Genomic DNA, 26173 nt, shown 5'->3' on the forward strand with positions numbered 1-26173 from the left:
CTCGCCCTCGGCGATGTCAGCGCCCTCTCAGCCCGGTGCTCCGAGCTCCCGCGTTTGCAAAGGTGGTGCCAACGGTAGCCGTTGGACGCGGACAACCACCAGGGGCCCTTGCGATGATCGGCCCCGTGGACACCCCCCAGTACGACAACGGCGCGGGCCCGGGCCGACCGCACCACCGGGACGGCGGGCAGGGACGGGCGAACGTCCCGGCCGGCGGGCCGCTCCCCGACCACAGCCCCAGCCCCAGCCCCAGCGACGGCTCCGGCTTCGGCTTCGGCTCCGGCTCCGGCTCCGGCTCCGGCTCCGGCCACCACATCGCCGGCCCGGGCCACGGGCACGGCCACGGGCACAGCCACTCCCACGGTCCGGCCACTCCGGCCTCGCGCCATCTGCGGAAGGTCATCGCGCTGATCCTGGTGCCGTTCGCCGGCGCGGTCGTCGCGGGCCTGGTGCTGCTGTGGCCGGGCGGCGCGCCGGCGCACGCCCGCACCGGTGTCGGCTTCGACCAGCAGACCCAGCCGGGCCGCGTGGTGACCCTCACCGACGTGTCGTGCCGCACGGTGGGCGCGGCGCCGGACACCGGCACCTCGACGTCCGGAGCCTCCGGAACATCGGGAGCCTCGGGTACGGCGGGCGGCTCCGCGACGGGCTCGGGCGCCGCGGACGACCACTGCCAGCAGGCGGTGATCGAGGTCACCGGAGGCCCCGACAAGGGAACGCGGTTCACCGACGTCGTCCAGCCCGACCAGACCCGCCGCTACACCCGCGGCGAGGGCCTGGTGCTGGCGTACTCGCCCGACGCTCCGAAGAGCCTGCGCTATTCGGTGACCGACGTCGACCGGGGCCTGCCGCTGGCGGTGCTGGCCGGTGCCTTCGCCCTGGTCGTGGTCGTGGTCGGGCGGCTGCGCGGGCTGACCGCGCTGGTGGCGCTGGTGGTGTCGTTCGGCGTGCTGACGCTGTTCATCCTGCCGGCGATCCTGCACGGCGACGATCCGCTGCTGATCGCGGTGGTGGGCGCCAGCGCCATCATGCTGATCGCGCTCTACATGTGCCACGGGCTGAGCGCCCGCACCTCGGTGGCCGTCCTCGGAACGCTCTGCTCGCTGTTCCTGATCGGCCTGCTGGGCAGGTACTTCATCGACTGGGCGCGGCTGACCGGGAACACCTCGGACGAGACCGGTCTGATCCACAACCTCTACCCGGGCATCCAGACCAAGGGCGTCCTGCTGGCCGGGGTGATCATCGGCTCGTTGGGGGTGTTGAACGACGTGACCGTGACGCAGGTCTCGGCGGTGTGGGAGCTGCGGGCCGCCGACCCCGGCGCGGGCTGGCGGCAGCTCTACCGGGCCGGGATGCGGATCGGCCGGGACCACATCACCTCGGTGGTGAACACGCTGGTGATGGCCTACGCGGGGGCGGCGCTCCCGCTGCTGCTGCTCTTCTCCATCGCCCGCAGCGGGGTGGCGCAGGTCGCGGGGAGCGAGCTGGTGGCCGAGGAGATCGTCCGGACCCTGGTGGGCAGCATCGGCCTGGTGGCCTCGGTCCCGCTGACGACGGTACTGGCCGCGCTCGTCGTCAGCTCCGACCGGCGCCCGGCCCGGGCCCCAGCGGACGTGCCCCGGCAGGCGGCCGCGCCCGGCGGTGGCGGCGGGAGCCACCGCAGGGCGCGGTGATCGCTCGGCCTCCCCGAGCCGCCCGGGCTCCCCGGGCACCCCGGCCTCGGCGGCGGGAGCCCGGGCCGGTGGGGAGGCGTCCCCGGCCGGTGGCCGCGGGCTCCGGGCCCTCGGCCACCGGATGGGTCACCAGTCGCGGCCCCGGCCGCCACCGCCGCCGGAGGTGAACCGCTTCACGACGAGCACCAGGGCGCCGACCAGCACCACGAAGACGATCACCTTGAACAGCAGGCCCACGACGATGCTGATCAGGCTGGCGATCAGGCCGCCGAAGACGACCAGCGCGATGACCGGGATGCCGATCCACTTGACCCACCAGGGCAGGCTCTTGAGCAGCTTCTCCATGACGTTCTTCTCGCTCCTAGGTCGCTGCGCGGGCGCGCGGTTCGACGTGACGGTGCCGTACTGGGTGCCGTACTGGGGTGCGGTACCGGGGTGCCGTACTGACGACTGTAGGGCCACAGGGCGGGTCGGCGGAGGTGCCGGAGACCGGAGAGGACCCTGATCTCGCCCCTAGGGTTCCGGAGGCGAGAAGACCACGACCACCCTGAGGTCCTCGGTGATGTGGTGGAAGCGGTGCGGTGTGCCGGCCGGCACGTACGCCACGCTGCCGCGCGCGACCGTGGTCGTCTCCTGCCCCACGGTGAGCGACGCCCGCCCGCTGACCACCAGGTACACCTCGTCCTGGGCGTGCGGCTGCTGCGGATCGCTCTCGCCGGCCTTCAGCGCGTACAGCCCCGCGGACATGTTCCGCTCCTTGAGGAAGCGCAGGTAGGCGCCCTCGTTCGCCGCCCGCTCCGCGTCCAGGTCGTCCAACCGGAACACCTTCATCACACGCTCCTCTGCTGCGGTACGGCCACGGTTCTGTCCGATCCTCTTTTCGGCCTGCTCATACCTGCGACGATCACACCATGAAGAATTTCCTCGTCAAGACCCTGGCCAACGCCGGGGCCCTGGCCGTGGCGATCCTGCTGATCAAGGACATCACGCTCTCGGGTGGCTCAACCGCGCACAAGGCGCTCACCCTGATCCTGGTCGCGCTCGTCTTCGGCGTGGTGAACTGGCTGGTCAAGCCGGTCGTGAAGGTGTTGTCCTTCCCGTTGTTCCTGCTGACCCTCGGGCTGATCACCCTGGTCGTCAACGCGCTGATGCTGCTGCTGACCTCCTGGCTGGCGGGCAGGCTGCACCTGGACTTCCACGTCCACGGCTTCTGGACGGCGGTGGTCGGCGCCCTGATCGTCAGCATCGTGTCCTGGGCCCTGCACCTGGTGCTGCCGGACGAGGACTGAGCGCCAACGGCTCACCCGAAGGCCCGGTCCGCCGGCCACCGCGCACCCACCCCGGGCCGCGGTGCGGCCGGCGGGCACGGAGAATGACGGAGCGGGGGACCTGGGCCGGGGGATCACGGGTACCGACAGGACGCAGAACAGCGAGCACGGAGGCGGCGCGAGCCATGGGCGACGGGCACAGCAGGGAAGACGGTCACACCGCGGGCGGTCCGGCCGCACATCCGGCAGCCGGTCCGGCCGGGGGGGACGTCGGGGACAGCACGCGTAGCGTGCACGCCGGGCGGCCGCCGGCCCGGGCGTACGAGCCCTCGCTGCCGGGGCCGGTCTTCGTCTCCCACTACCACCTGCCGGGTGAGCCGGTCGGCCCGTACACGTACGGGCGGGACGACAACCCGACGTGGGACGGGCTGGAGTCGGCCATCGCGCAGCTGGAGGCGCCGGACGACCCGGACGCCTCCACCCTCGCCTTCGCCTCCGGCATGGGCGCCGTCTCCGCGGTGCTGCTCTCCCAGGTGTCCTCGGGTGACGCGGTGGTGCTCCCGTCGGACTGCTACCAGACCACGCGGGCACTGGCCGACCGGCTGCGGTCCTACGGGGTCGAGGTCCGGATGGCGCCGACCGCCGGGGACGCGCAGCTGCCGCTGATCGACGGGGCCCGCCTGGTGTGGCTGGAGAGCCCGTCCAACCCTGACCTGGACGTCTGCGACATCCGTCGGCTGGCCGACGCGGCCCACGCGGCCGGGGCTCTGGTCGCCGTGGACAACACCCTGGCCACCCCGCTCGGACAGCGGCCCCTGGCGCTCGGCGCGGACTTCTCCGTGTCCAGCGGCACCAAGGCGCTCAGCGGCCACGGCGACCTGCTGATCGGGTACGTCACCACCCGCGACCCGGAGCTGGCGGCGTCGGTCCGGCTGTGGCGCAAGACGATCGGCGCCATCCCCGGGCCGATGGAGGCGTGGCTGGCCCACCGTTCCCTGGCCACGTTCGCGCTGCGGGTGGACCGCCAGGCGGAGAACGCGCTGGCGCTGGCCGAGGCGCTGCGGGAACGGCCCGAGGTGTCGGAGCTGCGGTACCCGGGGCTGCCGACCGACCCGTCGCACGCACTGGCCTCGGCCCAGATGCGCCGGTTCGGCAGTGTGGTGTCCTTCACGCTGCCCGACCAGGCGTACGCCGAACGGTTCCTGGGCGCGCTGCGGATGACCGCGGAGGCGACCAGCTTCGGCAGCGTCCAGTGCACGGCCGAACGCCGGGCGCGCTGGGGCGGCGACGCGGTGGCGCCGGGCTTCGTCCGGTTCTCCGTCGGGGTCGAGGACGCCCGCGACATCGTGGCGGACGTGTTCCAGGCGCTGGACGCGGCCGCCGCAGGCGAGTAGCGCTGACCGCGGCGCGGGCGGACGTTTGGCGTTCCCCGCGCCGCGGCAGATCTCAGGCATGCCTCAGGACACCCTCCCCAGTTCCGCCACCCGCCCGGTGATCAAGCGCACCGCACGCGGGATCATCCTCGACGGCGACCGCCTGATCCTCATCAAGCGCACCAAGCCCGGCATCGCCCCGTACTGGGTCACCCCCGGCGGCGGCGTGGAGGAGGAGGACTCCGGCCTGGTCGCCGCCCTGGAACGGGAGATCGACGAGGAGCTGGGCGGCAAGGTCAGCTCGGTGGTACCCGCCTTCGTCGACACCACCGAGCACATCGAGGACGACGGCTCACACGGCGTGAAGGTGCAGTACTTCTTCCTCTGCCACCTCGACTCGATGGACCTGGACCGGCGGCACGGTCCCGAGGTGGAGGACCCGCACGGGCAGTACGAGGTGGTCCGGGTGCCCTTCACCCGGGTCGGCCTGGCCTCCGTGGAGATCGTGCCGCTGACGCTCCGGCACTACCTGGACGCCAACATCGAGGGACTGCTCGGGCTGCTCCGCGGGGAGTGAACGCCCGCTCCGCCCGCCATCCCCACGGGCCCGCGCCGGGAGAGGTCAGACCCCTGCCACCAGCGCGTACGCCTCACGCAGGTCGCCGCCGCGGTAGTGGTGGGTGGCCAGGGCGCTGACGTGGTCGTCACCGTTGACCGCGACGGAGACCGGCACCACGGCGAACAGATCTGTGTCCGACCGGGAGTCGCCGTAGGCGACGCAGTCAGCGCGGCTCACCCCGTACTGGGCACAGAGTTCGTCGGCGACGGTCACCTTCGAGGAGGGCAGCAGAATCCCCGCCGTGTCCAGGACGACGCCGGGCCGGAAGGGCAGCGTCGGGTACGCGGAGGCGCGGGCGGCGTGGGCGCCCCATGCGCGCAGCCGGCTGACGAAGAAGTCCGGGGAGAGCGAGACGACGGCGCAGAACTCGCCTCGGGCGGTGATCTCGGCCCACACCTCGCGGATGCCGGCCAGCCAGGGCGAGGCGGCGAAGGCCGCGGACACGTGCTCCTCGGTGAGTTCGTCCCACATCGCGAAGGCGCGCTGGGAGAACACCGGCGGATCGATGACCCCGTCGAGCAGTTGCTGTTCCAGCTCCTGGAACTGCGCCACCTTTCCGAGCTGCTCGGCTATCTGCATCGGCGCGGAGGTGCCACGCAGCAGGGTGCCGTCCATGTCGAAGATGTGCAGCCGCGACACCGCGTTCCCCTCCTGTCACCCGGCCCGGATCGGGCCGTACGCGCCGATTGTTCCACGTGAAACACGCACCCCGATCGGGAGGTCGCCGCTCCTCAGGCTGCGGATTCCGGGCGCGACACGGGGCCGCGGCACCAGGGGAACGGGGGGCGGAAGCTCGGTAGAGCCGTCCAGATCGTCCCGCTCCCCCGGTGCGCGCGGCGCTACTCCCCTGCGGACAGCCCCTGGTTCCAGCCCTGGAAGCCGCCCGGGATCGGCGCCGTCTCGTCGTAGGGCTCGCGGGTGAACATGAAGGACCCCAGGTCGAGGTGGCTGACCGAGCCGTCCTCCCGGCGCACCACCCGCAGCGTCTCGCCGCCGTAGTAGCCGTCGTGCCCGGTCCACGTCCCGTCCTGTTCCACGTGGAACCGGGTGCCCTGCCGACCTGCCTGGCCGATGCGAGCCAACGAGAGCTCACCGTCGGCGGACACCCGCAGTGCGAAGGCCGAGGTGCCCCAGTACCAGGGGCCGGCCAGCTCCAGCAGCGCCGGGTCGAGCCGGTCCGCCGGGCGCCAGGGAGTCGGGAAACGCGGCTCGGCGTCGGCGGCGATGGCCAGGAGGTCTGCCGCGAAGCCGCCGATGGCCGACCCCGAGGTGGAGTTGGCGAAGGCCACCGCGCCCAGCCCGTCCGCGACGCTCACCCAGATCGCGGCCAGGAAACCGGGCATGGAACCGGTGTGGCCGGCCAGGCTGCGGCCGCCCGAGCGGAGGAGTTGCAAGCCGAGCCCGTACCCGTTGTCGGGTGCCGTCGGGTCGATGGGGGCGGCCGATTCCCGCATGCGCTCCACGGCGGTGGCCGGCAGCACACCGTCCTGGCCGCCGGCCAGGAAGGCCGCCCACCGCGACAGGTCGGCGGCGGTCGACCACAGCTCGCCCGCGGGCGCCATCCGCCCGGTCTGCTGGACCGCCTCCGGCACCATCACGTCGGCCCACGGGTGCACGGCGAAGCCTCCGGCGGCCGGTGCCTGCGGCTCGCGCGTCGTACGGCGCATTCCCAGCGGCTCCAGCACCTCCTCGCGCAGCGCCTCGTGCCACGGCAGCCCGCGCTTGGCCTCCACCAGGGCGCCGAGCAGCGCGTACCCGGGGTTGGAGTAGTGGAAGCGGCGCCCCGCCGGGTGCCTGACGGGGTCCGCGCCCAGAACGTCCGCCAGCTCCGGCCGCACCGTGCCCGGGGTGCGCTCCCACCAGGGGCTCGGCGTCTCGGAAGCCAGGCCTGAGGTGTGCGCCAGGAGCTGGCCCACCGTCACCTCGGGCACGCGCAGGTCCGTCAGGTGGGCGCCGACCGGGTCGGTCAGGCCGACCAGCCCCTCCTCGGCGAGCCGCATCACCAGGACCGCGACGAAGGACTTGGTGATGGAGCCGATCCGGTACTGGGTGTCCGCGTCGGGCTCGTGGCCCTCGACCATGCTCGCCGAACCGCTCCACACCATCCGGCCGTCCCGGACCAGCGCTCCCACGACGGACGGTGCCCGCCCCTGGGACTGCTCCGTGGCGACCCGGTGCGTCAACGCCCGACGGGTTCCCGGCAGCAGTTCGGCGTCCCGGTACCCGGCCGCGGACTCGGTGGCCTCGCTCACTTCATGCCCTGCCTTCCTGCCCGGCCCCTCGCAGGGCAGGGACCACGCCGGGCGCGGGCATGCCCGCCGCCGAACGGCAGTGCCGCACCACGGCGGGGCTACGCGTCCACCCCCGGTCCACCATGGTCGGCCCGCCCGAAGCGGACCGAGATGATCGACATCCGCATCGACCGTACTACCGGCAGCCGGTGCGAGAACGGGGCGACCGCGAAAAGGCCCCGGCCGCGCGGCAGCGGCAGGCTGCGCACCGAGGTGATGCGCGGTGAGGCAGCGGCCACCTTCCGGTACTCGCCGACGTCCATGCCCCACTCCCAGCGCGGCGCCCGGTAGCCGCCCTCGCGGTCGTACTTTCCGGCCTGGTTCTGGCGGACCTGGGCCCGCGGCAGCGCGTCGAAGAGGAACCAGCCGCCGGGGAAGCGCTCGGCGCAGGCGGCGATCAGCTCCTTGGCCCGGGCCTCGGGCAGGTACATCAGCAGGCCCTGTGCGGTGATCAGGACCCCCTTGGCCAGGTCGGCGGGGTCGATCGCGTCCGCCCACCTCAGGTCGAGCGCCGAGCGGGCCAGGGTACGGCGGCGCGGCGGGTCCTGGGGCAGCAGCCTCTCGCGGAGGGCGACGGTCTCGGGCAGCTCGACGGTCAACCAGCGCACCCGTCCGTCGTCCACCCGCCAGAACTGCGTCTCCAGCCCCTCCCCGAGGGCGACCACGGTGCCGCCGGGGTGCTCGGCGAGGAAGCGGCGGACCTCGTCGTCGAAGGTGCGCACGCGGAGCGCGTGCCACTGCGACATGGTCGTGCCGCCGAACCTCGCGAAGGGGTAGTCGATCCGGTCGACGAGGTCGACCGCCAGCGGGTCGTCGAGCAGCCGGTTGCCCGGCGGGCGACGGGCCTCGGCGGCGCGGTTGTACAGGTTCCACAGCAGCGTCTCGGGGACGCCCTCCAGGTCGACGGTGATCCGGTCCGCAGCACCTTCTGTCATAGCGCCACCCTGCCACCCCGTGGCCCGGCCGCCCGTCCGGCCGCCCCTTCCGGCAGGACCGTATCCGCCCGATCGGCTGTGCCGGACCGGTTGACGCCACCGGTGCGGGGTGCCCAGCGGCCGCCGGAGAGCACACCCGCCAGCGCTCCCCGATGCCACACCCCTGTCGGCCCCCACCTCCTCGCAGGCCGCCCCGTTGGCCCCGGGGCCGAGGCAGGGACCGGAAGGGGGCGAGGCCGAGGCCGAGGCCAGCACCAGGTGCCAGGTGCCAGGTGCCGGCAGCTTCGGCTCTGCTGAGGAGCCGGGAGGAGGAGGCGGGCTCACCACGGAGACGAACGGGCCGGCAGGCCACGTACGAAGGTATGCGGTGGCCACCGGCCGGGTATGCCGCATCGGCACACCCGGAAGACGAGGAACACCCACCACCACGAGGAGAGGCATCCACATGCCGCGGATTCCCGTCCACACCGTCGACACCGCGCCCGCAGCCAGCGGGGAGACCCTGCGGCTCCTGGAGAAGCGGTTCGGAAGGGTACTCAACATCCATGGGGGGATGGCCCATTCACCCGTGGTCCTGGAGACCTACGCAGCGATCAACGCGGCCATAGCCGAGCACGGCACCTTCGACGGCCGCACCCGCGAGGCGATCGCCCTGGCCGTCGGCGCGGTCGACGCGTGCGCGTACTGCCAGTCGGCGCACACCGTGTCGGCGAAGGCGGCGGGCCTCAGCGAGGAGGAGACCGTGGCGATCCGCCGCGGCGACGCGGGAGACGACCCGAAGCTGGACGCCCTGCTCCAGGTCGCGCGGGAGGTCGCCGGCGACATCGGTGAGGTCTCCGACGCGGTCTGGGACAAGGCCCTGGCCGAGGGCTGGACGGACACCGAGCTGACGGAGGTGTTCGCCCACGTGGCGGCGAACCTCTACACCAACTACTTCAACCACTACGCCCGTACCGACCTCGACGTCCCGGCCGCCCCCGCCCTGGACGCCTGACCGTCCGCGACCGCGCAGTCCGGGCCGCCCCCGGACTGCGCGCCGACCGCCGGCCCCCGACAGCGCCGACCGCGCCGCACCGCGCCGCCTCGCGCACCCCCACACTCCGCCCGGGGTTCCGGCGTCGGCTCGGATCGGGCGCCGTTTCGGCCGGAACAGGCGGAAACCACCCCGCCCCGCCGCCGTTCTGAGAGATCAACAGTCCGTTTCCGGGGGCAACTTGGCGCCCCGTCAGTATTCTGATGCCCGGTACGAGACCGCAGGGCCCGGCACCCATCGTTCAAGGGCGGAGGCTTCATGAGTCGGACGGGCGTGCGCCCCAGAGTTCTCGTCGTAGGGGCAGGACTGGCCGGTACCGCCACGGCGATCCGACTGCTCCACTTCGCCCGGGAGCCGCTGGAGATCGTCCTCCTCGAACGGCGCCCCGACTACCGGTCCGCCGGCGTCGCCTACCACCGGGACGGCAACCCCTGGGAGCACGTGTTCAACATCCAGGCGGGCCGGATGTCGGTGTTCCGGGAGGACGTCCTCGACTTCGTCCGCTGGGCCAACCGGGAGGCCGACCGCCGGGACTGGCCGCAGCCCTGGGCCGGGACGACGTTCGTCGAGCACGGCGCCGCGCCCCGCCGGATCTTCCACGACTACCTCGACGTCCGGCTGGCCGAGGCCAGGAGGGAGTCCTGCCCCGGCGTCGTCCTCGTCGAGGCGGACGGCGAGGCCCTCGACCTGGACGTGCGCGCCGAGGGTGCCGCGGTGACCCTGCGCGGGTTCGCCGCGAGCGGTCTCGACGGGCTGCGTACCGGACCGGCCCCGGGGACGGTGGTGCTGGACGCGGACCACGTCGTCCTCGCCACCGGCCTCGAACTCAAGGAGCCGCCCTTCGCCACCGAGGTCGCCGGGCACGGCTCCTTCGTGCGGAACCCCTACTCCGCGGCCGGAATCCGCAAGCTCGGGGAGCTCCCGGCCGGCGCCACCGTGGCGATCGTCGGCTCCGTGCTGAGCGCGTACGACTCGGCCGGCCTGCTGCTGCGCAACGGGCACACCGGGCGGATCCACCTCATCTCCAGGTCCGGGACGATCTTCCGCACGTACCCCGGCGGCCACGAGCACGGGGTGCTGCGGCTGCCCTGCCCCGCGTCCCTGCTGGAGCCGTACCGGAACCGCGAGGAGTTCCTCGCCCGGGTCCTGGCCGAGTGGCGCGCGGCGTGCTCGACGGTCGAGAAGGAGCACGCGGACGTCGACCCCGTGATCGTCGCCGAGCGGGTGTCCAAGGCGTGGGAGCCGTACCTCCCCGAGGCCATCGAGCGCATACCCACGGCCGACCTGCGGGGCCTGCTGGACGAGTTCAGCACCGCGATCGCGGCCCTGCGGGTCGGCGCGATGGAGTACACGATGGCGGTCATCGAGCGCGCGATGCGGCCGCAGGACGGGCCGTTGAAGCTGGTCGTCGGACGGGTGGAGGCGATCACCCCGGCGGAGTCGGGACGGCTGGTCGTCTCGGTCGCGGCGCGGGACGAGAAGCACTCCATCGAAGCCGACCTGGTGGTGTCCAACTTCGGCAGGGAGTCGGACTACGCCAGGGTCGGGCAGCCGCTCTGGCGCAACCTCCTCCGCAAGGGGATCGCGGTGCCCCACGCGCGCACCGGGCGCGGCCTGGAGGTCGACAGGAACGGAACGCTGCTGGACGCCACCGGACAGCCGGCCGGTCCGGTCTCCGCGGTCGGCGTGCTGAGAGAGGGCGACGAGATCGTACGGAACGGCCGGACGGGCGCGTTCACCTTCAACCTCGCCGCGATCAAGAACCACTCGATCGCCGTCGCCGCGTACGCGATCGAACGGCTGCAACTCCGGCAGGACGGCCTGCTTCACGCCGTGGACCAAAACCCCCACTTCGGTACTTTTGTCAGCAACCCAGAAGAAGCGGATCGGGCGGCGTTGGAGGAGGCTGTAGTCCTGGAGGTGCGAAGGATGGCCACGCGGACCCGGAAAGAGCGGGGAGCACTCGACTCCCGGCTGGACGAACGCATCCGCACCCTGAACGGCCATCCGACCCTTCCGACCGATGCTTCCCGGCGCGACCGCCTGCTGAGGACGGCCGTCAACCGGGTCGCTGTACGACGGCTCACCGACGTCTCCGTGACGCCACGGCAGCTACGTCGGCAACTGGGGATAGCGAACGCCGACGATCCGGAGGGCTAGTTGAACGGGCGACGGATTCTGGGGTCTCTCCTCGTCGGCGGCACCGAGGGTGTGCTGCGAGGCGTCTGCAACCGCACAAGAAGACCACGCGAGGGAACCATCCTCGTCGCCCCTTCGCTCGAAGCGGGCCTGTACGAAGCGATCGTGGCGGCGCGCGCGGTCGTCTGCGGCTCCGGCGGACTGACCGGCCACATGCAGTCCCTCTGCCGCGGCAGGGGGATACCGGTGCTCCGCGTCGACGAGGCGGACCTCGCCGACCTGGACGGCGAGGTGACGCTGTACCTGGAGAGCGCGTCGATCGTCGTCGAGTCGGACACGCCTCCGCGGACGGGCACGGAGGGCGGCAGCCCCTCGCTGGACGACCTCGGCTCGGCGTGCGCGGTCATCGCGGACCTGCGGGACATCACCACCATCAACTCCTCCGGGCCCAACGCCGGACGGGTCGAGTCGTTCTTCATCCGCGAGGAGTTCCTCTGCCTCGCGCTGGGTCTGAGCCCGCTCGACGCCATGGACGGCGGGGCCGCCGGCATCGCCGCCTACGGACAGGCCGTCGCCGACCGGCTGTGCGACTTCACCGAGGCGCTCCTGCCCGGCCAGCGCCTGGTCCTGCGCATGCTCGACCTGCGCTCCGACCACGCGGCCGGCGTCACCGAGACCGCCCCGGTCGCGGTCGAGCCGAACCCCGAGATGGGCCTGCACGGCGCCCGCTGGCTGCTCGGCTCGGCCACCTACCGCGACGCGCTGCACACGGTGCTGGCGTCCCTGCGCGAACGGCTCGGCGGCGAGGCCGAGCGCATCGGGCTCTCGGTTCCGTTCGTCAACGACGAGGTGGAGTTCGCCCAGCTCAGGGCCCACCTCGAACTGCCGGCCGGGACACCCCTGTCCGCCTTCATCGAGACCCCCTCCGCCGTGCACGCCACGTCGGCGATGTGCTCCATGGGCGTCAGCGAACTGTTCGTCGGCATCAAGGACCTGGTGCAGTTCTATCTCGCAGCGGACCGGGGCAACCACCTGGTGGCCGACTTCTACCGCACCCGTCACCCGGCCGTCCTGGACGGAGTGCGCAGGGTGGTCGAGTCCGCGCGCGCCGCGGGCACGCCGGTGCGGGTCTTCTCGCTGGCCTCCGACCTCGCCCACTACCTGGAGCACCTGCCGACCCCCGACGGCTACATGATGTGCACCGCCGAACTCCAGCAGCTGATCGTCCAGTCCCACTCCCGCCCCCAGCCGCGCCGCCACCCCCAACCCCAGTACTGACCGCTCGTCGCCGGCGGGCCATCCCCCCTCGGGTATCGGCGCGCCCGCGCTGGTGGGGTGACAGGAAGCGAAGGGGGACCGGCCCGAAACACGAGGACCAGTAGGTCCTGGTCCTCCGGGGGCGGTGCGCCGCCGGTATCACCGTCGGCGCGCCGCCGGTATCACCGTCGACTTCCGCCTCACGCCGGCCGTTCGACGGGCCCGTCCTTGCGGGGCTGCGGGCAGAGTCCCGCAGGACGGGTGCGTCCGCAGCTTCGTACCCCCACCCGGGGTTCAGCCCGTCGCGGCGGCCGCCTGGGCGCCGCCCAGGGCCGACAGCCTCCGTATGTGCCCTACGGCGATGAGCGGCACCGACACGCCGATCAGATTGCAGTACGCCACCGCCTCGTAGAAGCCTTCCGCGCTGCCGACGGCGTGTGCCGCCCACGCGCTGACCGCCACGATCAGGCCGAAGTAGATCACGTTGAGCACGATGGCCCGGAAGCCGCCGCCGGTTTCCTCCATGACGGTCAGCGCTGTGAGCACGGGTCCCTGGACGGCGTAGGTCAGGGCGATGGCACCCAGGTAACTGCCCGCGGCCGCGGCCACCCCGGCGTCGCCGCCGATCAGCCGCGCCAACGGGTCATGCACCGACCACACCAGCACCGCCACGGCCACGTAGGTCACGGCCGCGACCTCGATCCCGCCGCGCATCGAGGACCGTATCCGCAGCCATTCGCCCGCCCCGCGCTGCTGGTTGATGGTGATCGCTGTGGCCGTACCCAGGACCGTGCCCGGCAGCAGCACGAGGCTCTGCAGCGTGGAAGCGACCGTGAACCCCGCCACGGCGTTCTCCCCGTACCTCCCGAGGACGCCGATGACCGCAAGGTTGTAGGCCGAGATCACGACAAGGGACGTGGCGATGGGCACACCGATGCGGCGCAGGTCGGTGAGCACCTCGGGCCGCCATGTCCGGAGGGCCGGCGGATGCCACAGCTCGGTGCGGCGCACCAGGGCCAGGCCCGTGATCAGCCCGGTCAGACCGGCTGTCGCCTCGGCGACGGGTACCGCCGCGATCCCGATGCCGGCACCAAGTCCGAGGCCGGCCACAAGGCCGATCCGCACGCTCGCCGTGCAGACGACCAGGACGGTGGCCTGCCGCACGTACCCGTAGCCGCGCAGACCGGACGCGCAGAGTTCCACCCCGACGGCCAGCAGGCTCGCGGCGCAGGTCCAGCGCAGGAAGGAGGTGAACGTGCCCCGCAGTTCGGCGTCCACATGGAGCAGGCCGGTCAGGGAGGGAGCCGCGACCGCGAGGAGCAGGTACAGGGCCGCGCCGAGCCCGAGCCATACCCTCGCCAGGCTCGCGGAGTTCGACATGACGTCCCGGGGACGCCCGGCCCCCTTGCTGATCGCGGCGGCGGCCTGGTTGCAGACCGCGAACCCCACACTCAGGGCAAGGACGATGAGGCTGACAGGCTGGTACAGGGAGCGTATGTAAACCGTGTCTCCGCCCATACGCCCCAGAACGGCGATGATCCCGAGCTGGACAGCGAAATTGAGGAATTCGGCCACAAAGAGAGGAACAGCGAGGCCGGATACGGTCCGCCGCGCGTCCCTCCTGTCGCGAGCGGCCAAGGAGTGCACGCGGACCTCCCGGTGTGGAACGGCGCGGGGCGCGAAATGAGGACGAGTTCCGGGACGGTATCGAAATTCACGCGAAAATGTCCACAAGAGCCTGGCCGGCTCAGGCGCCGGTCACAGATTGCCCTGCGTGCTGAGCGGCCGCACGGTGTCGCGGGCGCGGTGTCGCGGGCGCGGTGTCGCGAGCGCGGTGTCGCGCGCTGGGGCGAAGGCTCGGTGCCCGCGGGCTTTGCCCCTCCGCCACTGGGTCCCGCGGCCGGCGTCATCTGCCGCGTCTCCGACCTCAACCGCAGCGGCACTCTCGTCGTCCGGAGCGGGGAAGAACACTGTGTCGTGGGCCATCCCAGGATGGTGACAGCCGGCCGGACCGAGCGAGTGGTGCCGCTGGCGTGATGCCTCGGCGAGGGTGCGATGCTCCATGGCTTCTCGAATCCGCTGAAGGCGGTCCCGACAGCGCCGATCCGTGAGGGCCGGCCTGATCAGCGGCGGTACTGGTTCGAGTTCCGTTCGGCTCACGGCCCGGCGTCCGCCGCGTGGACGGAGTCCGATGCGATCAAGCAGTCGGTGACAGCCTGGGCCGTACGCCAGTACGTGCACCAAGAGAGCTTGGAACTCCCACACGTCTGAGCGAATTCGACCTCAAAGCCTGGCCAATCTCACGACAATGTCGTACCCGACATCCACCCGACATCGATCGTGAGATTCCGACACGGGAAATGAGGCCCTACACACATGTAGGTTCCGCGTTCCGCTGACCTTTGCTGTCGCTGTGACCTGGGAACGTTCCCGGCGTTCCGCGCGCTGCGTGACACCTTGATCATTCCGCGCTCTTGTAGCACTTTTTCGGGCCATCGTTCGGCTTCGGATGTCCAGACAGGAATGGCACGCGCATGTTGTGCCCCCCTGGACTCCGGGTTCATCGCGCAGTGCGCGCGGCCCGTAGGCTCTGGCCAGGTCGACTGAGCAGGCTCCGCAGAAGGCAGTCAAGCTCTGGCAGGATTGCGCGGATGCGTACGACTTCCTGGAGCAGATTCGGCTCAGACCCGAAATGTGGCTGCCAGACGGGTCGCTCCTCCACCTGCAGTCGATCCTCACCGGCTGCCGGGTCGCGCTGGGCGTGCACGGCATCGGCGAACCCTTTGACTTCTGGCCCGGAGAGCGCTTCACCCAATGGCTGCACGAGCGACGCGGGACATCCAGTTCCCTGACCTGGGCAGCCGAGATCGAACGCATCACACCTCCGGACAGCACCCCGGTCGCCGAGTTCTTCGTCCTCCTCGACGCCTTCCGGCACGACGTCGCGCCCGCACCCGTCGAGGCAGTCCGCAGGACGGGGCTGCCCTCCAGCTCCCGGACTACTACGGCCGCAACCTCGACGCCCTCAACGACTGCCTCGGAGATGTCGCCTGCTACGGCCCGTACGACGACTCGCCGGAAGGCGCCGGCCTCGTGCTCGTCATGACGGACTATGACCGCTTTGCCACCGTCTCCCCGCGGACGGCGCAGATCGTCCCGGACGTCATCGCCAACCAGGCCCGTCAAGCCGCCGTGCTCCAGCGCCGCTTCTTCGCCCTGATCCACAGCAACGACCCCGACATCCGCTTCGAACCCGTCGGAGCCACCGCCGTCATGTGGAATAGCGAAGAATGGCTGGACTCGCGGCGCCGGTGAGAACGGAGTGTCGCCCGGCTCGCGCAGTCAGAACGGCTCGAAGCCCGGCATCACCGGGCCGATCTCGCCGGCGGCAGCCATCTCCTCCAGATCCTCCGGCTCCAAGAACTCCAAGGCCTCCGGTTCGACACCGTGATACCGGTCGACATCCAGTAGGCGCTTCACGAACGCAAGGGCGAAGCTTGAGAACGGGCCGTCAAACGTCTCGCACCCTTCTTCATGGGCCATCGTGACGATCTTCCATCGATCCGGATCCGGGTCGCAGGGGAGGAAGAAGTGCTCGTCGCCGCTGTAGTCGTATCCCCACGAGATCAGCCCACCGGCCTCGGGGTGGAAGGGGTAGGGGACATGCTCGAAGTCGCCCCGGTCGAGGTTCCTGTCACGGCGCTCCGTGAAGAGTGCGTGTGTCTTGAGCATGCGCTCCAGAAGTGGGCTCGATCCACGCGGGTGGAAGACGACGAGCTCGCCGGAGATGACTCCACTCCCGTAGGCGTCCAGGAACGTTGTGAAGTCACCGGGCAGAGCCGAGCCTACGTGCCGCTCGATTTCATCCCAGTCGTCCGGGGCGGTCGTCCGGCGGGAGGGCTCGCCAAGCAGGGACTGCAACTTTTGCAACGAGGACACGCACCACTCCCAAGCTCCAGCGGTCAGTACTCCGCCGACGCGAACCTAGTGGCCACCGGCCTCCAGTGCCAGTGCTCAGCCTTCGTTCTCACGGCACCCATCCCGAAAACGATCAGTTAGCCGCTGTCCGATGCTCCCCGAGGTGGACCGCAAATCGTTCGGTGTGACTCCCGATCACGGAGGATGCATCGATGACCAGTGAGAACGTGGCCGAGGACGAGGCCGGCGAGCTGGCAGTGGCTGTGTCGGCGAAGGTCGTAGACAACCAGCTGATCGACGAGTCACGAACCCTCCCCAGCCCTGACGTTTCGTCACCCAACCGAGTGAAGGCCAGGACCTGCGAGTCCACGATTCCTGACCAATAGACCAAGCAGAGGTCACGGAATCGTGGAAAAGGTCAGCGAAACGCGGAACCTACAACACTTGTAGGTTCTCAGCCTCGATGTCATCCGACCGGCTGGGCGACCTGCGCCTTCGGCCCGTTCTCAATCGGATGACATGGCTCCGGATTCTCAGTTGCGTGACAGATCCTCTCGGCTCCGGTGCTTCCTCAGCAGGCGGTCGAGAGGCGTTGAGCGGTGTCGACGGCTCGGACAGTGCGTGGAAGGGTCGGGGTCATGTCGCGATGATGCCAAGAAGTCTCCGCGGGGCCGAGGGGTCAGCTGGGCTGGGATGCGATCTGCCGACGAGCAGAAGCCCAGACTTCCTGAAACTCCTCGGAGGTGAGTTGTTCGGGGTCGTGGCCTTCCCATTCCGAGAGGGGCAGCTCGGCCGTGATCCCGAACCTGCTGTCGTACTCATCGAGGCGGCCAGCTTCCTGGGCCTGCTCCCATTCTGTGAGGGAGGCAGCTGCGATCGGGGTCAGCTCGGGGCCTTCCAGTTCCACCTGCCGGATCACCCAGCCTTCGGCGTCGACCTCGAAGTAGAACCAGGTGTCTTCCTCGTCCCAGTAGCAGCGCATCCACGTCGTCACTGGTCAACCTGCCTCTGCGACAGGGCAATACGGCGCCGCGGGACATCGACATCGATGATCTTCACCGTGAGCACGTCGCCGACCTCAATGACGTCCTCCGGCGCTTGATCCAGCTCGCTGGTGTGCACGAGGCCCTGGAAGCCGTCCTCTCGGTCTTCCATGCGGACGAAGACTCCGAACGGGAGGACTTTGGTGACCGGTCCGGTGGCCACCTGTCCAAGCTGTTGCGCGACCTGGGGCCACGGGTCCTCCTGCACTGCTCGCAGCGACAGCGGCACCCGTTCCCGGACCATGTCGACGTCGAGGACTTCGGCTGTGATCTCCTGGCCGACGCTGACGATGTCGGACGGGTGATTGAAGGGACGCCAGGACAGCTCCGGAATGTTGATCATCGCGGTGAAGCCGCCGATGTCCACGAAGGTGACACCGAAGTCGGCGATGGATGTCACCGTGCCGGTGACGACTTGGCCGCGCCGCAGGGTCTTCAGGAACGCCCAGTCCCGGTCGCTGGGCGTCGGTTCGGTCTGCCAGCGAGCGCGCAGAACACCGTCGCTGTCCGGCAGCACAGCGGTGAACAGTGGGAGATCTTGACCGGCATACATGGATACGACACCGGCAGCGCGCGCGCTGGCGAGCTGGGAGGTCACTGCCTCGAACTGGGTCTCGTCCACGACCGTGCTCGTGATCTGACCGTCCTCGTTCTCCCAGACGACCTCCACCAGGCCCTCGTCGGGTAGAGCGGCCACGGCCGTGCCGACGTCGGTGAGCAGGTCCGGCCAGACCGCCAACTGGGATCGTGGGGCCAGCCGGGAGCGCACGGTCTCGATGCTGTCGCGGGTCAGGCGGTGCCACCGGGACGCGTTCCCTGCGAAGATCTCCTCCAGGAACACGGCACGGTGGGCGCTGACGGTCCAGTGCAGGCGGTCCCAGAAGTCGGCGTCGGCCGGGCGCTGCACGTAATCAGGATCGTCGGGGGCGAAATCGTACGGCGATGCGTCCAGGCATTCCGGGAACAGGCCGAGCGCACGGGTGCGGGTCAGCGCGCCTTCACAGGGCCGACTGCTGCCGATGTAAAGGTACTGGTCCCAGCCGACGTGCACCGTGAACTCTCCCTCCGCCTCCAATCGGCACCAGGCACCGCTGTCGCGGAGCATGGCCCGTACAAGTTCCAGGCCGAGGGCAATCGACACCAGTGCACCGTCGTGGAAACCGGCGAGGCCAGCGGGAAAGAGGTCCGCCAGGCCGTAGCCGTCGACCGGTGGCTCCAGACCGAAGTGAGCGAAGCCTCCGAGCTGCGGCTCGCGGACGGCCAGCTGGTCGACGCCGGCGTCCTCGGCGAAGGCGGCGACGGCCTGAAGATAGGTGGCTTCGATCGGCCCGTGGTCGCTCGTCGCGGGCTCAGTGCCGGCGTAATGCCCGTGCTGGTCGCGGTCGGCGGGGTTGTACTTCGTCACCTGGTAGACGTAAGGCAGCACGTCACTGCCCGCCGGACATCGACGACGTGGATGCGTTCTGACGGCATTCGAGGGCGCGGTAGACGGTGGCACGGCTGGACAAGAAGAACTCAGTGGGGTCGGCGATGGTCACCTCGACATGATCGCCCAGTTGCTCGTGAGTCAGCTCGGACTTCCGGTATCCGGGCGCAGGGCTTCGCGGTGGCTGGCACCTCCGAGAGGGCGGAGCGGAATGCCGAGTTCGTGTGCCCAGCGGTTCATGCTGGAGGTACTTACCCCCATCTCATGTGCGAGCTCGGGAAGCGGCCGTCGGCACGTGACGTACTGATCGAAGAGCCACTCTCGGTCGACAGGGTGGTGGCTGCGGCGTCCTCGCTGCAGCGGGATCCCGTGTTCCCGGGCGAGACGGGTGATGGTCTGCCGCGAGACGCCCAGGCCGTCAGCGATGGCCTTCGCGGACTGGCGCTCGTCGAGGTATCGGCGCCGCAGTTCCTCTTCGGGGACGCCACGGATGGCGTGGCTGACTCGTCCCAGGGCACGGGCCTGAGACGGTGTGAGCGGTTGGGCCTGCGCGGGGTGCTCTTCCAGCGCGAGGAGCACGGCCTCGATGCTGACGCCCAGCGCCACGGCTGCAGCACGAGCCGGGCAGCGGCGTCCTCGGACCAGGCCGTGCAGGCGCTGGATTTCGATGCCGTTAGCGTCGTGTCCAGGTAGGTCGAGGTCGTCCAGCAGGTTGGTCAGAGGGTGCCAGGTAACGGGTTCTCGCCGTATGCCGTTGCGGTGGAGGAAAGCACGGGCGGCCTCGCGCAAACCCTGCCGGATCTGCGGGGTTCACACTTCCGTGAAGCGCTCGGCTTCCGCGCGGAACATGTTGTGGTCGGCAGTGGGGAATTCGGGCGCATGCTCGATTGGGGTGCCGCTGATCTGGGTGAACACAATGCATCGGGCGATGCGGAGTCGTCGTCCGGTGCCTGGATGCTGGCCGGCGTCCCGGCAGATCTGCGCCAATGTCTCAACGGACGGCAGGTCGGCGTAGTCCAGGCCGCGGCGGCGCTCGTAGTTGATGGGGTAAGGACGGGCGTCCAGGTGGTCGGCGAGGCGGGTCAGGGCTGAGGCGGTGATCTCCCAGCGCGGGGGCCAGCACCCGCCGATAGGCTCCGCGGGTGGGGCTGAGGCGCACAGCCCATTGTGGCCACATGGCTGCGGGGAGCCGGCTTGAGCGACGGCGGAGGCGCTGCCGTTGCCTGGCGGCGGACGGGGGCACCGGGTCTGCGGCCGTCCGATAGCGCAGTTGGTCACCGGGGCGCATCGAAGCTGCAAGAGCTGCCAACTGCACCTTCCGCAGGACTCAGCCCAGGTTCTGGGCCATGTCCACGAAGCGGGAGTAGTGGCCCTGGAAGGCCACGGTGATCGTGGCTGTGGGGCCGTTGCGGTGCTTGGCGACGATCAGGTCGGCCTCACCGGCGCGCGGGGACTCCTTCTCGTAGGCGTCCTCACGGTGCAGGAGGATCACCATGTCCGCGTCCTGCTCGATGGAGCCGGACTCGCGCAGGTCGGAGACCATCGGCTTCTTGTCGGTGCGCTGTTCCGGACCTCGGTTCAGCTGGGAGAGGGCGACCACCGGCACCTCAAGCTCCTTGGCGAGGAGCTTGAGGTTACGGGACATGTCCGAGACCTCCTGCTGACGGCTCTCGGGCCGCCGGGAGCCGCCGGACTGCATGAGCTGGAGGTAGTCGATGACGACCAGCCGCAGGTCGTTGCGCTGCTTGAGGCGCCGGCACTTGGCGCGGATCTCCATCATCGACAGGTTCGGCGAGTCGTCGATGTAGAGCGGCGCCTCGGTGACGTCCGACATCCGGCGGGCGACCTTGGTCCAGTCGTCGTCCGTCATCGTGCCCGACCGCATGTGGTGCAGGGCCACCCGTGCCTCGGCCGACAGCAGGCGCATGGCGATCTCGTTGCGCCCCATCTCCAGGGAGAAGATGACGCTGGGCATCTTGTTGGCGATCGAGCAGGTCCGGGCGAAGTCCAGCGCGAGGGTCGACTTGCCCATCGCGGGACGGGCGGCCACCACGATCATCTGACCGGGGTGCAGGCCGTTGGTGAGGGAGTCGAGGTCGGCGAAGCCGGTGGGCACGCCGGACATCTGGCCACTGCGGGAGCCGATCGCCTCGATCTCGTCGAGGGCGCCCTCCATGATGTCGCCGAGCGGCGCGTAGTCCTCCGAGGTGCGCTGCTCGGTGACCGCGTAGATCTCCGCCTGGGCACTGTTGACGATCTCGTCGACGTCCCCGTCGGCGGCGTACCCCATCTGCGTGATGCGGGTACCGGCCTCCACGAGGCGGCGCAGCACGGCGCGTTCGTGGACGATCTCCGCGTAGTACTCGGCGTTGGCCGCCGTGGGCACCGCGTTGACGAGGGTGTGGAGGTAGGGGGAGCCGCCGATGCGGGCGATCTCGCCGCGCTTGGTCAGCTCCGCGGCCGTGGTGATGGGGTCGGCCGGCTCGCCGCGCGCGTAGAGGTCGAGGATCGCGCTGTAGATGGTCTCGTGCGCCGGACGGTAGAAGTCCTGCCCCTTGAGCACCTCGACGACGTCGGCGATCGCGTCCTTCGACAGCAGCATGCCGCCGAGGACGGACTGCTCCGCGTCCAGGTCCTGCGGGGGAACCCGCTCGAAACCGCCGCCGCCTTCGCCGAAACCCTCCTCGTCGCCGCCCCGCTTGCGGAACTGGCTGACGGCGGGGCGTTCGCCGGAGAGCTCGCTCCACCGGTCTTCGGCCGTCTCGGGCTGGCTCATTCCCGCCCCCTCCTCCCGTCCGACCGGTTCTCCCGGGTTGCGCGTGCGTGCCACTCTTTCACGGCGGCGCGTGCCTTCTCGCGGCGGCCGCGCCGATCCGCCGACGCCTCCCGGCGGCCGTGCGGCACGCGTCGGGGGACGGTCCACGGTAGGACTGGCGGCCCCCCGGACCAAGCCGGTTATCCACAGGCGGTGTGGATGAATCGGGGATACCTGTGGAGAACTGCCCCCAACCTGTGTACAGCCCTTGGGACGACGCTGTGGACAAGTCGGTGGGCGGCCCGGCGCGACCCCTCTGAGCTGCGCTTCTTTCGTCCATAGGCTGTGCAGGAGAAAAACTTCGGCGCCGAAATCAAGATCACGACAAACGACGCGGAGGAGATCACTCTACGCAGTCGACGGTAATGGATGTCCACAACTTTCGCCTCTTACCTGTGGACGGCTACCCTGGTCCGTCGTGACCCCTGTGGACCCCGCCGCCCGGCCGCCCGCGCCGCACCGCCCGAACCGCCGTCCCGCACGGCTGCCGGTCGCCGCCCGCCGCCGGCACGACCGGGAGATCCTGGCGCTCGCGCTGCCCGCCTTCGGGGCCCTGGTGGCCGAGCCGCTCTTCGTGATGGTCGACAGCGCGGTTGTCGGCCACCTCGGCACCGCCCAGCTCGCCGGGCTGGGGGTCGCGGCAACGCTGCTGACCACGGCGGTGAACGTCTTCGTCTTCCTCGCCTACGCGACCACCGCCGCTGTCTCCCGCCGGGTCGGCGCCGGGGACCTGCCGGCCGCCCTGCGCCAGGGCATGGACGGCGTCTGGCTCGCCCTGCTCCTGGGGGCCCTGGTGATCGCCGCGGTGCTGCCCACCGCCCCCGGGCTGGCGGAGCTGTGCGGCGCCTCCCCGACCGCGGCCCCCTACGCGGCCGAGTACCTGCGGATCAGCGCCCTCGGCATCCCCGGGATGCTCGTCGTGCTGGCCGCCACCGGCGTACTGCGCGGCCTCCAGGACACGAGGACGCCCCTGGTGGTGGCGGTCGCCGGCTTCACGGTCAACGCGGGCCTCAACGCCCTCCTGGTCTACGGCACCGGCCTGGGCATCGCGGGATCGGCCTGGGGCACCGTCACGGCCCAGACCGGCATGGCCGCCGCCTACCTCGTCATGGTGGTCCGCGGGGCCCGGCGGCAGGCCCCCCACGAGTGGCGCGGCGTACTGCGGCCGCACGCCGCCGGTATCCGGACCTGCGCCCGGGCCGGGGTGCCCCTGCTGGTCCGGACGGTCAGCCTGCGCGCGGTCCTGGTCATCGCCACCGCCGTCGCGGCACGCCTGGGCGACACCCAGATCGCCGCCCACCAGATCACCCTCACCGTCTGGTCACTGCTGGCCTTCGCCCTGGACGCCATCGCCATCGCGGGCCAGGCGGTGATCGGCCGCTACCTCGGCGCCGACGACCCGGACGGTGCCCGCGCCGCCTGTTCCCGGATGGTCCAGTGGGGGCTGCTCTGCGGCGCCGGGCTGGGGATCGCGGTGTCCGCGGCGCACACCCTGGTCGGCCCGGTCTTCACCGCCGACCCGGCCGTCCGGCACGCCCTCGCGAGCGCCCTGCTGGTGGTGGCTCTGGTCCAGCCGGTGTGCGGTGTGGTCTTCGTCCTGGACGGGGTACTGATGGGCGCCGGGGACGGCCCCTATCTGGCCTGGTCGATGCTCGTCACGCTGGCAGTCTTCGCCCCCGCGGCGCTCGCCGTCCCGGCGCTCGGCGGCGGGCTCACCGCACTCTGGTGGGCGATGGGCCTGATGATGCTCACCCGGCTCGCCGCGCTGTGGCTGCGCTCCCGCTCCGGCCGCTGGGTGGTCACCGGCGCCTCGCGCTGAAGCACCTTCGCCCGCCCCCGAAGCCTCCCCGGAAGCCGCCCCCGAAGCCACGCCCGAGACCAGAGGCCAGAGGCCAGAGGCCGAAGCCGAAGTCCACGCCCACGCCGACTCCGGCTCCGGCTCCGGCTCCGGACAGCGAAGAAGGCCGGACCCCTCACTGAGGGGCCCGGCCTTCTTCGTGTCCCACTCTGTTCCACGTGGAACAGAGTGGGACAAACGGGCTGCACCGTGCGGACCGGGCGTTGTCCGCCCGGTCCGACGGCAGGCGCCGTGTCGGACCGCGTTACGCGGCCACCACCTGGATGTCGAGGACAGCCTCGACCTCGGCGTGCAGGCGCACCGACACCTTGTGGGAGCCGAGCGTCTTGATGGGCGCCGCGATCTCGACCCGGCGCTTGTCGACGGCCGGGCCACCGGCCTGCTTGATCGCCGCGGCGATGTCCGCCGGGGTGATCGAGCCGAAGAGGCGGCCGGTGTCGCCGGCGCGGGTGCTCAGCTGCACGTTGACAGCCTGGAGCTGGCCCTTGACGACGTTCGCGTCCTCAAGCGAGTGGATCTCGCGGATGCGGCGCGCGCGCCGGATCTGCTCGACGTCCTTCTCGCCACCCTTGGTCCACGCGATGGCGAAGCCCCGCGGGATCAGGTAGTTGCGGGCGTAGCCCGGCTTGACGTCGACGACGTCGCCGGCGGCACCGAGGCCACTGACCTCGTTGGTGAGGATGATCTTGGACATGGTCACCCTCCTCAGCGGGCCGTCGAGGTGTACGGCAGCAGCGCCATCTCGCGGCTGTTCTTCACCGCGGTGGCAACGTCACGCTGGTGCTGCGTGCAGTTGCCGGTCACGCGGCGGGCACGGATCTTGCCGCGGTCGGAAATGAACTTCCGCAGCATGTTCGTGTCCTTGTAGTCCACGTACGCGGTCTTGTCCTTGCAGAAAGCGCAGACCTTCTTCTTAGGCTTGCGCGGGGGCGGCTTCGCCATGGTGTCTCTCCTGTGCGTTCAAGAAGTTTTGAGGTTCGGTCCGCCCTAGAAGGGCGGCTCGTCCGAGTAGCCGCCGCCGGAGGAGCCGGAGCCGCCGCCCCAACCACCTCCGCCACCCTGCTGCTGGCCGCCGGCCGGCGCGCTGGTCGCCCAGGGGTCGTCGACGGGTGCACCGCCGCCGCCCTGCTGGCCGCCCCAGCCGCCGCCGCCCTGCTGCTGGCCGCCACCGCCGAAACCGCCGCCCTGCTGGCCGCGCCCACCGCCACCGCCGCTGGTCTTGGTGACCTTGGCGGTCGCGCTGCGCAGGCTGGCGCCGACCTCGTCGACGTCCAGCTCATAGACCGTCCGCTTGACGCCCTCGCGGTCCTCGTACGACCGCTGCTTCAGCCGGCCCTGCACGATGACGCGCATGCCCCGCTGGAGCGACTCGGCGACGTTCTCCGCCGCCTGACGCCAGACCGAGCAGGTGAGGAAGAGGCTCTCGCCGTCCTTCCACTCGTTGCTCTGGCGGTCGAAGGTGCGGGGGGTGGACGCGACACGGAACTTCGCTACCGCCGCACCGGACGGAGTGAAGCGCAGCTCGGGGTCGTCGACGAGATTGCCGACGACCGTGATGACGGTCTCGCCTGCCATTGGGATGACCTCTCGAGTGGCTGGGCAGTGCTGGTGGCTGCTCGGAATTCCGGTACTAGTGGAGTTCCGGACGCAGGACCTTGGTCCGCAGGACCGACTCGTTCAGGTTCAGCTGGCGGTCCAGCTCCTTCACGACGTCAGGCGTGGCCTTCAGGTCGATGACCGAGTAGATGCCCTCGGGCTTCTTGTTGATCTCGTAGGAGAGACGACGACGGCCCCAGGTGTCGACCTTCTCCACGCTGCCGCCGCCGTTGCGGACGACGGACAGGAAGGACTCGATCAGCGGGGCGACAGCGCGCTCCTCGAGATCGGGGTCGAGAATGAGCATGAGCTCGTAGTGACGCATAGGGGTAACCCACCTCCTCTGGACTCAACGGCCACGGCGTTTCCGTGGCAGGAGGGTTTGTGCTTGCGTCGCAACGGTAACCCGGACCGCCGACAGAGCCTCGCTCCGCGGTAGCCCGGCAGAAGACCGGTGCAGGCCGTACAGCCTACCCGGCATCGCCCCCCGGGTTGAAATCCACCCGCTTATGCCCTCAATCTGTACACATCGGGTGCGGACGGCGCTACCTTGCGCCACCTCTCCACTACGGAGGTGCCCCATGGCACAGCAGCACGCGGCTCATCCCCACCACCGGCTCAGTTTCAACACCGACGGCCGGCGCCACCCCCTTGAGAACTCGCTGGTCGTGGTGACCCTCGTCCTCGGCATCGCCGCCGTGGTCACGGCGGGCTTCCACCACCTCCACCTGACGAGCTCCACCACCGGGCTGCTCGGCATCATCACCGGCGGCTTCGGCCAGTACATCTCGGCCACCACCGCCGAGCGGTTCGCGTTCATCATCGGTCTCGGCATGTCCGCGCTCGGCTTCTACCTGGGCGTGGCACACGGCGGCTTCTCCTAGGCCCTGTCCGACCAAGACCGCCGCCCGCCACCCGGAACTCCCGTC

The 26173-nt window shown here is 70.6% G+C and carries 27 protein-coding genes; 13 read left to right on the forward strand and 14 right to left on the reverse strand.

Features of this window, described 5'->3' with window-relative positions; translation table 11 throughout:
- The first annotated feature begins 113 nt into the window (after window positions 1-113).
- Window positions 114-1673 (forward strand): YibE/F family protein, encoded by a 1560-nt coding sequence (locus BS72_RS16275; protein ID WP_037911346.1) that lies wholly within the window; start codon window positions 114-116, stop codon window positions 1671-1673.
- 126 nt (window positions 1674-1799) lie between these two features.
- On the opposite strand, the gene BS72_RS16280 is transcribed toward BS72_RS16275, so the two are convergent.
- Window positions 1800-2018, reverse strand: coding sequence for a DUF5326 family protein (locus tag BS72_RS16280; RefSeq protein ID WP_037911352.1), 219 nt, complete (start codon window positions 2016-2018; stop codon window positions 1800-1802).
- Window positions 2019-2186: 168 nt separating this feature from the next.
- Window positions 2187-2504 (reverse strand): cupin domain-containing protein, encoded by a 318-nt coding sequence (locus BS72_RS16285; RefSeq protein WP_037911354.1) that lies wholly within the window; start codon window positions 2502-2504, stop codon window positions 2187-2189.
- A gap of 80 nt (window positions 2505-2584) precedes the next feature.
- On the opposite strand from BS72_RS16285, the gene BS72_RS16290 reads away from it, so the two are divergent.
- The 3 genes from BS72_RS16290 (at window position 2585) to BS72_RS16300 (ending at window position 4891) form a co-directional block, all read left to right on the forward strand.
- Window positions 2585-2962 (forward strand): phage holin family protein, encoded by a 378-nt coding sequence (locus tag BS72_RS16290; RefSeq protein WP_037911357.1) that lies wholly within the window; start codon window positions 2585-2587, stop codon window positions 2960-2962.
- Window positions 2963-3126: 164 nt separating this feature from the next.
- Entirely contained in the window at window positions 3127-4335 is a 1209-nt protein-coding gene (locus BS72_RS16295) for a cystathionine gamma-lyase (protein WP_078901413.1), read from the forward strand.
- A 58-nt stretch (window positions 4336-4393) separates the two neighbouring features.
- Window positions 4394-4891: an NUDIX domain-containing protein gene (locus tag BS72_RS16300; protein WP_037916199.1), complete on the forward strand. Its 498-nt coding sequence runs from the start codon at window positions 4394-4396 to the stop codon at window positions 4889-4891.
- Between the two features lie 45 nt (window positions 4892-4936).
- Here the strand turns inward: BS72_RS16300 and BS72_RS16305 are convergent, their stop codons facing one another.
- From BS72_RS16305 to BS72_RS16315, 3 genes are all read right to left on the reverse strand, one after another.
- Window positions 4937-5572 (reverse strand): HAD family hydrolase, encoded by a 636-nt coding sequence (locus BS72_RS16305; protein WP_037911362.1) that lies wholly within the window; start codon window positions 5570-5572, stop codon window positions 4937-4939.
- Between the two features lie 200 nt (window positions 5573-5772).
- A complete protein-coding gene (locus BS72_RS16310) occupies window positions 5773-7185 on the reverse strand; it encodes a serine hydrolase domain-containing protein (protein WP_232792431.1) in 1413 nt (470 codons plus the stop codon).
- Window positions 7186-7283: 98 nt separating this feature from the next.
- Window positions 7284-8159 carry a class I SAM-dependent methyltransferase gene (locus BS72_RS16315; protein WP_051951171.1) on the reverse strand — a complete coding sequence of 292 codons (876 nt, stop codon included), beginning with the start codon at window positions 8157-8159 and terminating at the stop codon, window positions 7284-7286.
- A gap of 445 nt (window positions 8160-8604) precedes the next feature.
- Between BS72_RS16315 and BS72_RS16320 the strand changes: the two genes are divergently transcribed.
- The 3 genes from BS72_RS16320 to BS72_RS16330 all read left to right on the forward strand — a co-directional run bounded on the left by BS72_RS16320 (window position 8605) and on the right by BS72_RS16330 (window position 12609).
- Window positions 8605-9153: a carboxymuconolactone decarboxylase family protein gene (locus BS72_RS16320; RefSeq protein ID WP_037911366.1), complete on the forward strand. Its 549-nt coding sequence runs from the start codon at window positions 8605-8607 to the stop codon at window positions 9151-9153.
- 297 nt (window positions 9154-9450) lie between these two features.
- Window positions 9451-11352, forward strand: a complete 1902-nt coding sequence (locus BS72_RS16325; RefSeq protein WP_037911370.1) for an FAD/NAD(P)-binding protein — start codon at window positions 9451-9453, stop codon at window positions 11350-11352.
- Between the two features lie 51 nt (window positions 11353-11403).
- Window positions 11404-12609, forward strand: a complete 1206-nt coding sequence (locus BS72_RS16330) for a putative PEP-binding protein (RefSeq protein WP_407639045.1) — start codon at window positions 11404-11406, stop codon at window positions 12607-12609.
- Between the two features lie 273 nt (window positions 12610-12882).
- Here BS72_RS16330 and BS72_RS16335 read toward each other — a convergent pair whose 3' ends face one another.
- The gene (locus tag BS72_RS16335; protein WP_063836087.1) at window positions 12883-14235 is read right to left on the reverse strand and encodes an MATE family efflux transporter; all 1353 of its coding nucleotides are present in this window, start codon (window positions 14233-14235) and stop codon (window positions 12883-12885) included.
- Between the two features lie 1167 nt (window positions 14236-15402).
- Here BS72_RS16335 and BS72_RS33225 point away from each other — a divergent pair.
- Window positions 15403-15903, forward strand: coding sequence for a barstar family protein (locus BS72_RS33225; protein WP_107498806.1), 501 nt, complete (start codon window positions 15403-15405; stop codon window positions 15901-15903).
- A gap of 27 nt (window positions 15904-15930) precedes the next feature.
- Here BS72_RS33225 and BS72_RS16355 read toward each other — a convergent pair whose 3' ends face one another.
- Window positions 15931-16527, reverse strand: a complete 597-nt coding sequence (locus BS72_RS16355) for a hypothetical protein (protein WP_037911378.1) — start codon at window positions 16525-16527, stop codon at window positions 15931-15933.
- A 191-nt stretch (window positions 16528-16718) separates the two neighbouring features.
- On the opposite strand from BS72_RS16355, the gene BS72_RS36555 reads away from it, so the two are divergent.
- Complete coding sequence (locus BS72_RS36555; protein ID WP_157856257.1) at window positions 16719-16892, forward strand: hypothetical protein; 174 nt, start codon at window positions 16719-16721, stop codon at window positions 16890-16892.
- 293 nt (window positions 16893-17185) lie between these two features.
- Here BS72_RS36555 and BS72_RS16365 read toward each other — a convergent pair whose 3' ends face one another.
- The gene (locus BS72_RS16365; RefSeq protein ID WP_037916223.1) at window positions 17186-17488 is read right to left on the reverse strand and encodes a hypothetical protein; all 303 of its coding nucleotides are present in this window, start codon (window positions 17486-17488) and stop codon (window positions 17186-17188) included.
- 8 nt (window positions 17489-17496) lie between these two features.
- Window positions 17497-18954 carry a S1 RNA-binding domain-containing protein gene (locus BS72_RS16370; protein ID WP_232792432.1) on the reverse strand — a complete coding sequence of 486 codons (1458 nt, stop codon included), beginning with the start codon at window positions 18952-18954 and terminating at the stop codon, window positions 17497-17499.
- Window positions 18955-19239: 285 nt separating this feature from the next.
- Between BS72_RS16370 and BS72_RS16375 the strand changes: the two genes are divergently transcribed.
- On the forward strand, window positions 19240-19668 hold the full coding sequence (locus BS72_RS16375; RefSeq protein ID WP_037911388.1) for a hypothetical protein: 429 nt from the start codon (window positions 19240-19242) through the stop codon (window positions 19666-19668).
- Between the two features lie 66 nt (window positions 19669-19734).
- On the forward strand, window positions 19735-20067 hold the full coding sequence (locus BS72_RS36560; RefSeq protein ID WP_157856258.1) for a hypothetical protein: 333 nt from the start codon (window positions 19735-19737) through the stop codon (window positions 20065-20067).
- A 235-nt stretch (window positions 20068-20302) separates the two neighbouring features.
- On the opposite strand, the gene dnaB is transcribed toward BS72_RS36560, so the two are convergent.
- Complete coding sequence (dnaB, locus tag BS72_RS16380; RefSeq protein WP_037911390.1) at window positions 20303-21751, reverse strand: replicative DNA helicase; 1449 nt, start codon at window positions 21749-21751, stop codon at window positions 20303-20305.
- Between the two features lie 523 nt (window positions 21752-22274).
- Between dnaB and BS72_RS16385 the strand changes: the two genes are divergently transcribed.
- Complete coding sequence (locus BS72_RS16385) at window positions 22275-23609, forward strand: MATE family efflux transporter (protein ID WP_037916224.1); 1335 nt, start codon at window positions 22275-22277, stop codon at window positions 23607-23609.
- A gap of 283 nt (window positions 23610-23892) precedes the next feature.
- Here the strand turns inward: BS72_RS16385 and rplI are convergent, their stop codons facing one another.
- Genes rplI through rpsF form a run of 4 tightly spaced genes read right to left on the reverse strand, consistent with a single transcriptional unit; the run spans window position 23893 to window position 25569 of the window.
- Window positions 23893-24342 (reverse strand): 50S ribosomal protein L9, encoded by a 450-nt coding sequence (gene rplI, locus BS72_RS16390; RefSeq protein WP_037911392.1) that lies wholly within the window; start codon window positions 24340-24342, stop codon window positions 23893-23895.
- A gap of 11 nt (window positions 24343-24353) precedes the next feature.
- The gene (rpsR, locus tag BS72_RS16395; protein ID WP_037911393.1) at window positions 24354-24590 is read right to left on the reverse strand and encodes a 30S ribosomal protein S18; all 237 of its coding nucleotides are present in this window, start codon (window positions 24588-24590) and stop codon (window positions 24354-24356) included.
- A gap of 45 nt (window positions 24591-24635) precedes the next feature.
- The gene (locus BS72_RS16400) at window positions 24636-25223 is read right to left on the reverse strand and encodes a single-stranded DNA-binding protein (RefSeq protein WP_037911395.1); all 588 of its coding nucleotides are present in this window, start codon (window positions 25221-25223) and stop codon (window positions 24636-24638) included.
- 55 nt (window positions 25224-25278) lie between these two features.
- Entirely contained in the window at window positions 25279-25569 is a 291-nt protein-coding gene (gene rpsF / locus BS72_RS16405) for a 30S ribosomal protein S6 (protein ID WP_037911396.1), read from the reverse strand.
- A 256-nt stretch (window positions 25570-25825) separates the two neighbouring features.
- Between rpsF and BS72_RS16410 the strand changes: the two genes are divergently transcribed.
- Window positions 25826-26128, forward strand: coding sequence for a hypothetical protein (locus BS72_RS16410; protein WP_037911399.1), 303 nt, complete (start codon window positions 25826-25828; stop codon window positions 26126-26128).
- Window positions 26129-26173: the final 45 nt, after the last annotated feature.

It is taken from the genome of Actinacidiphila yeochonensis CN732 (genome assembly GCF_000745345.1).
GTDB classification, from domain to species: domain Bacteria; phylum Actinomycetota; class Actinomycetes; order Streptomycetales; family Streptomycetaceae; genus Actinacidiphila; species Actinacidiphila yeochonensis.

Bases quoted from the DNA above. Each gene is read 5' to 3' on its own strand.
- rpsF (WP_037911396.1), bottom strand. From the start codon at position 25,569: ATGCGTCACTACGAGCTCATGCTCATTCTCGACCCCGATCTCGAGGAG.
- BS72_RS16320 (WP_037911366.1), top strand. From the start codon at position 8,605: ATGCCGCGGATTCCCGTCCACACCGTCGACACCGCGCCCGCAGCCAGC.
- BS72_RS16275 (WP_037911346.1), top strand. From the start codon at position 114: ATGATCGGCCCCGTGGACACCCCCCAGTACGACAACGGCGCGGGCCCG.
- BS72_RS16315 (WP_051951171.1), bottom strand. From the start codon at position 8,159: ATGACAGAAGGTGCTGCGGACCGGATCACCGTCGACCTGGAGGGCGTC.
- BS72_RS16290 (WP_037911357.1), top strand. From the start codon at position 2,585: ATGAAGAATTTCCTCGTCAAGACCCTGGCCAACGCCGGGGCCCTGGCC.
- dnaB (WP_037911390.1), bottom strand. From the start codon at position 21,751: ATGAGCCAGCCCGAGACGGCCGAAGACCGGTGGAGCGAGCTCTCCGGC.
- rplI (WP_037911392.1), bottom strand. From the start codon at position 24,342: ATGTCCAAGATCATCCTCACCAACGAGGTCAGTGGCCTCGGTGCCGCC.
- BS72_RS16375 (WP_037911388.1), top strand. From the start codon at position 19,240: ATGTGCGAGCTCGGGAAGCGGCCGTCGGCACGTGACGTACTGATCGAA.
- BS72_RS16295 (WP_078901413.1), top strand. From the start codon at position 3,127: ATGGGCGACGGGCACAGCAGGGAAGACGGTCACACCGCGGGCGGTCCG.
- rpsR (WP_037911393.1), bottom strand. From the start codon at position 24,590: ATGGCGAAGCCGCCCCCGCGCAAGCCTAAGAAGAAGGTCTGCGCTTTC.
- BS72_RS16400 (WP_037911395.1), bottom strand. From the start codon at position 25,223: ATGGCAGGCGAGACCGTCATCACGGTCGTCGGCAATCTCGTCGACGAC.
- BS72_RS16325 (WP_037911370.1), top strand. From the start codon at position 9,451: ATGAGTCGGACGGGCGTGCGCCCCAGAGTTCTCGTCGTAGGGGCAGGA.
- BS72_RS16300 (WP_037916199.1), top strand. From the start codon at position 4,394: ATGCCTCAGGACACCCTCCCCAGTTCCGCCACCCGCCCGGTGATCAAG.
- BS72_RS16410 (WP_037911399.1), top strand. From the start codon at position 25,826: ATGGCACAGCAGCACGCGGCTCATCCCCACCACCGGCTCAGTTTCAAC.
- BS72_RS36555 (WP_157856257.1), top strand. From the start codon at position 16,719: ATGACCAGTGAGAACGTGGCCGAGGACGAGGCCGGCGAGCTGGCAGTG.
- BS72_RS16280 (WP_037911352.1), bottom strand. From the start codon at position 2,018: ATGGAGAAGCTGCTCAAGAGCCTGCCCTGGTGGGTCAAGTGGATCGGC.
- BS72_RS33225 (WP_107498806.1), top strand. From the start codon at position 15,403: ATGGCTGCACGAGCGACGCGGGACATCCAGTTCCCTGACCTGGGCAGC.
- BS72_RS16365 (WP_037916223.1), bottom strand. From the start codon at position 17,488: ATGCGCTGCTACTGGGACGAGGAAGACACCTGGTTCTACTTCGAGGTC.
- BS72_RS16285 (WP_037911354.1), bottom strand. From the start codon at position 2,504: ATGAAGGTGTTCCGGTTGGACGACCTGGACGCGGAGCGGGCGGCGAAC.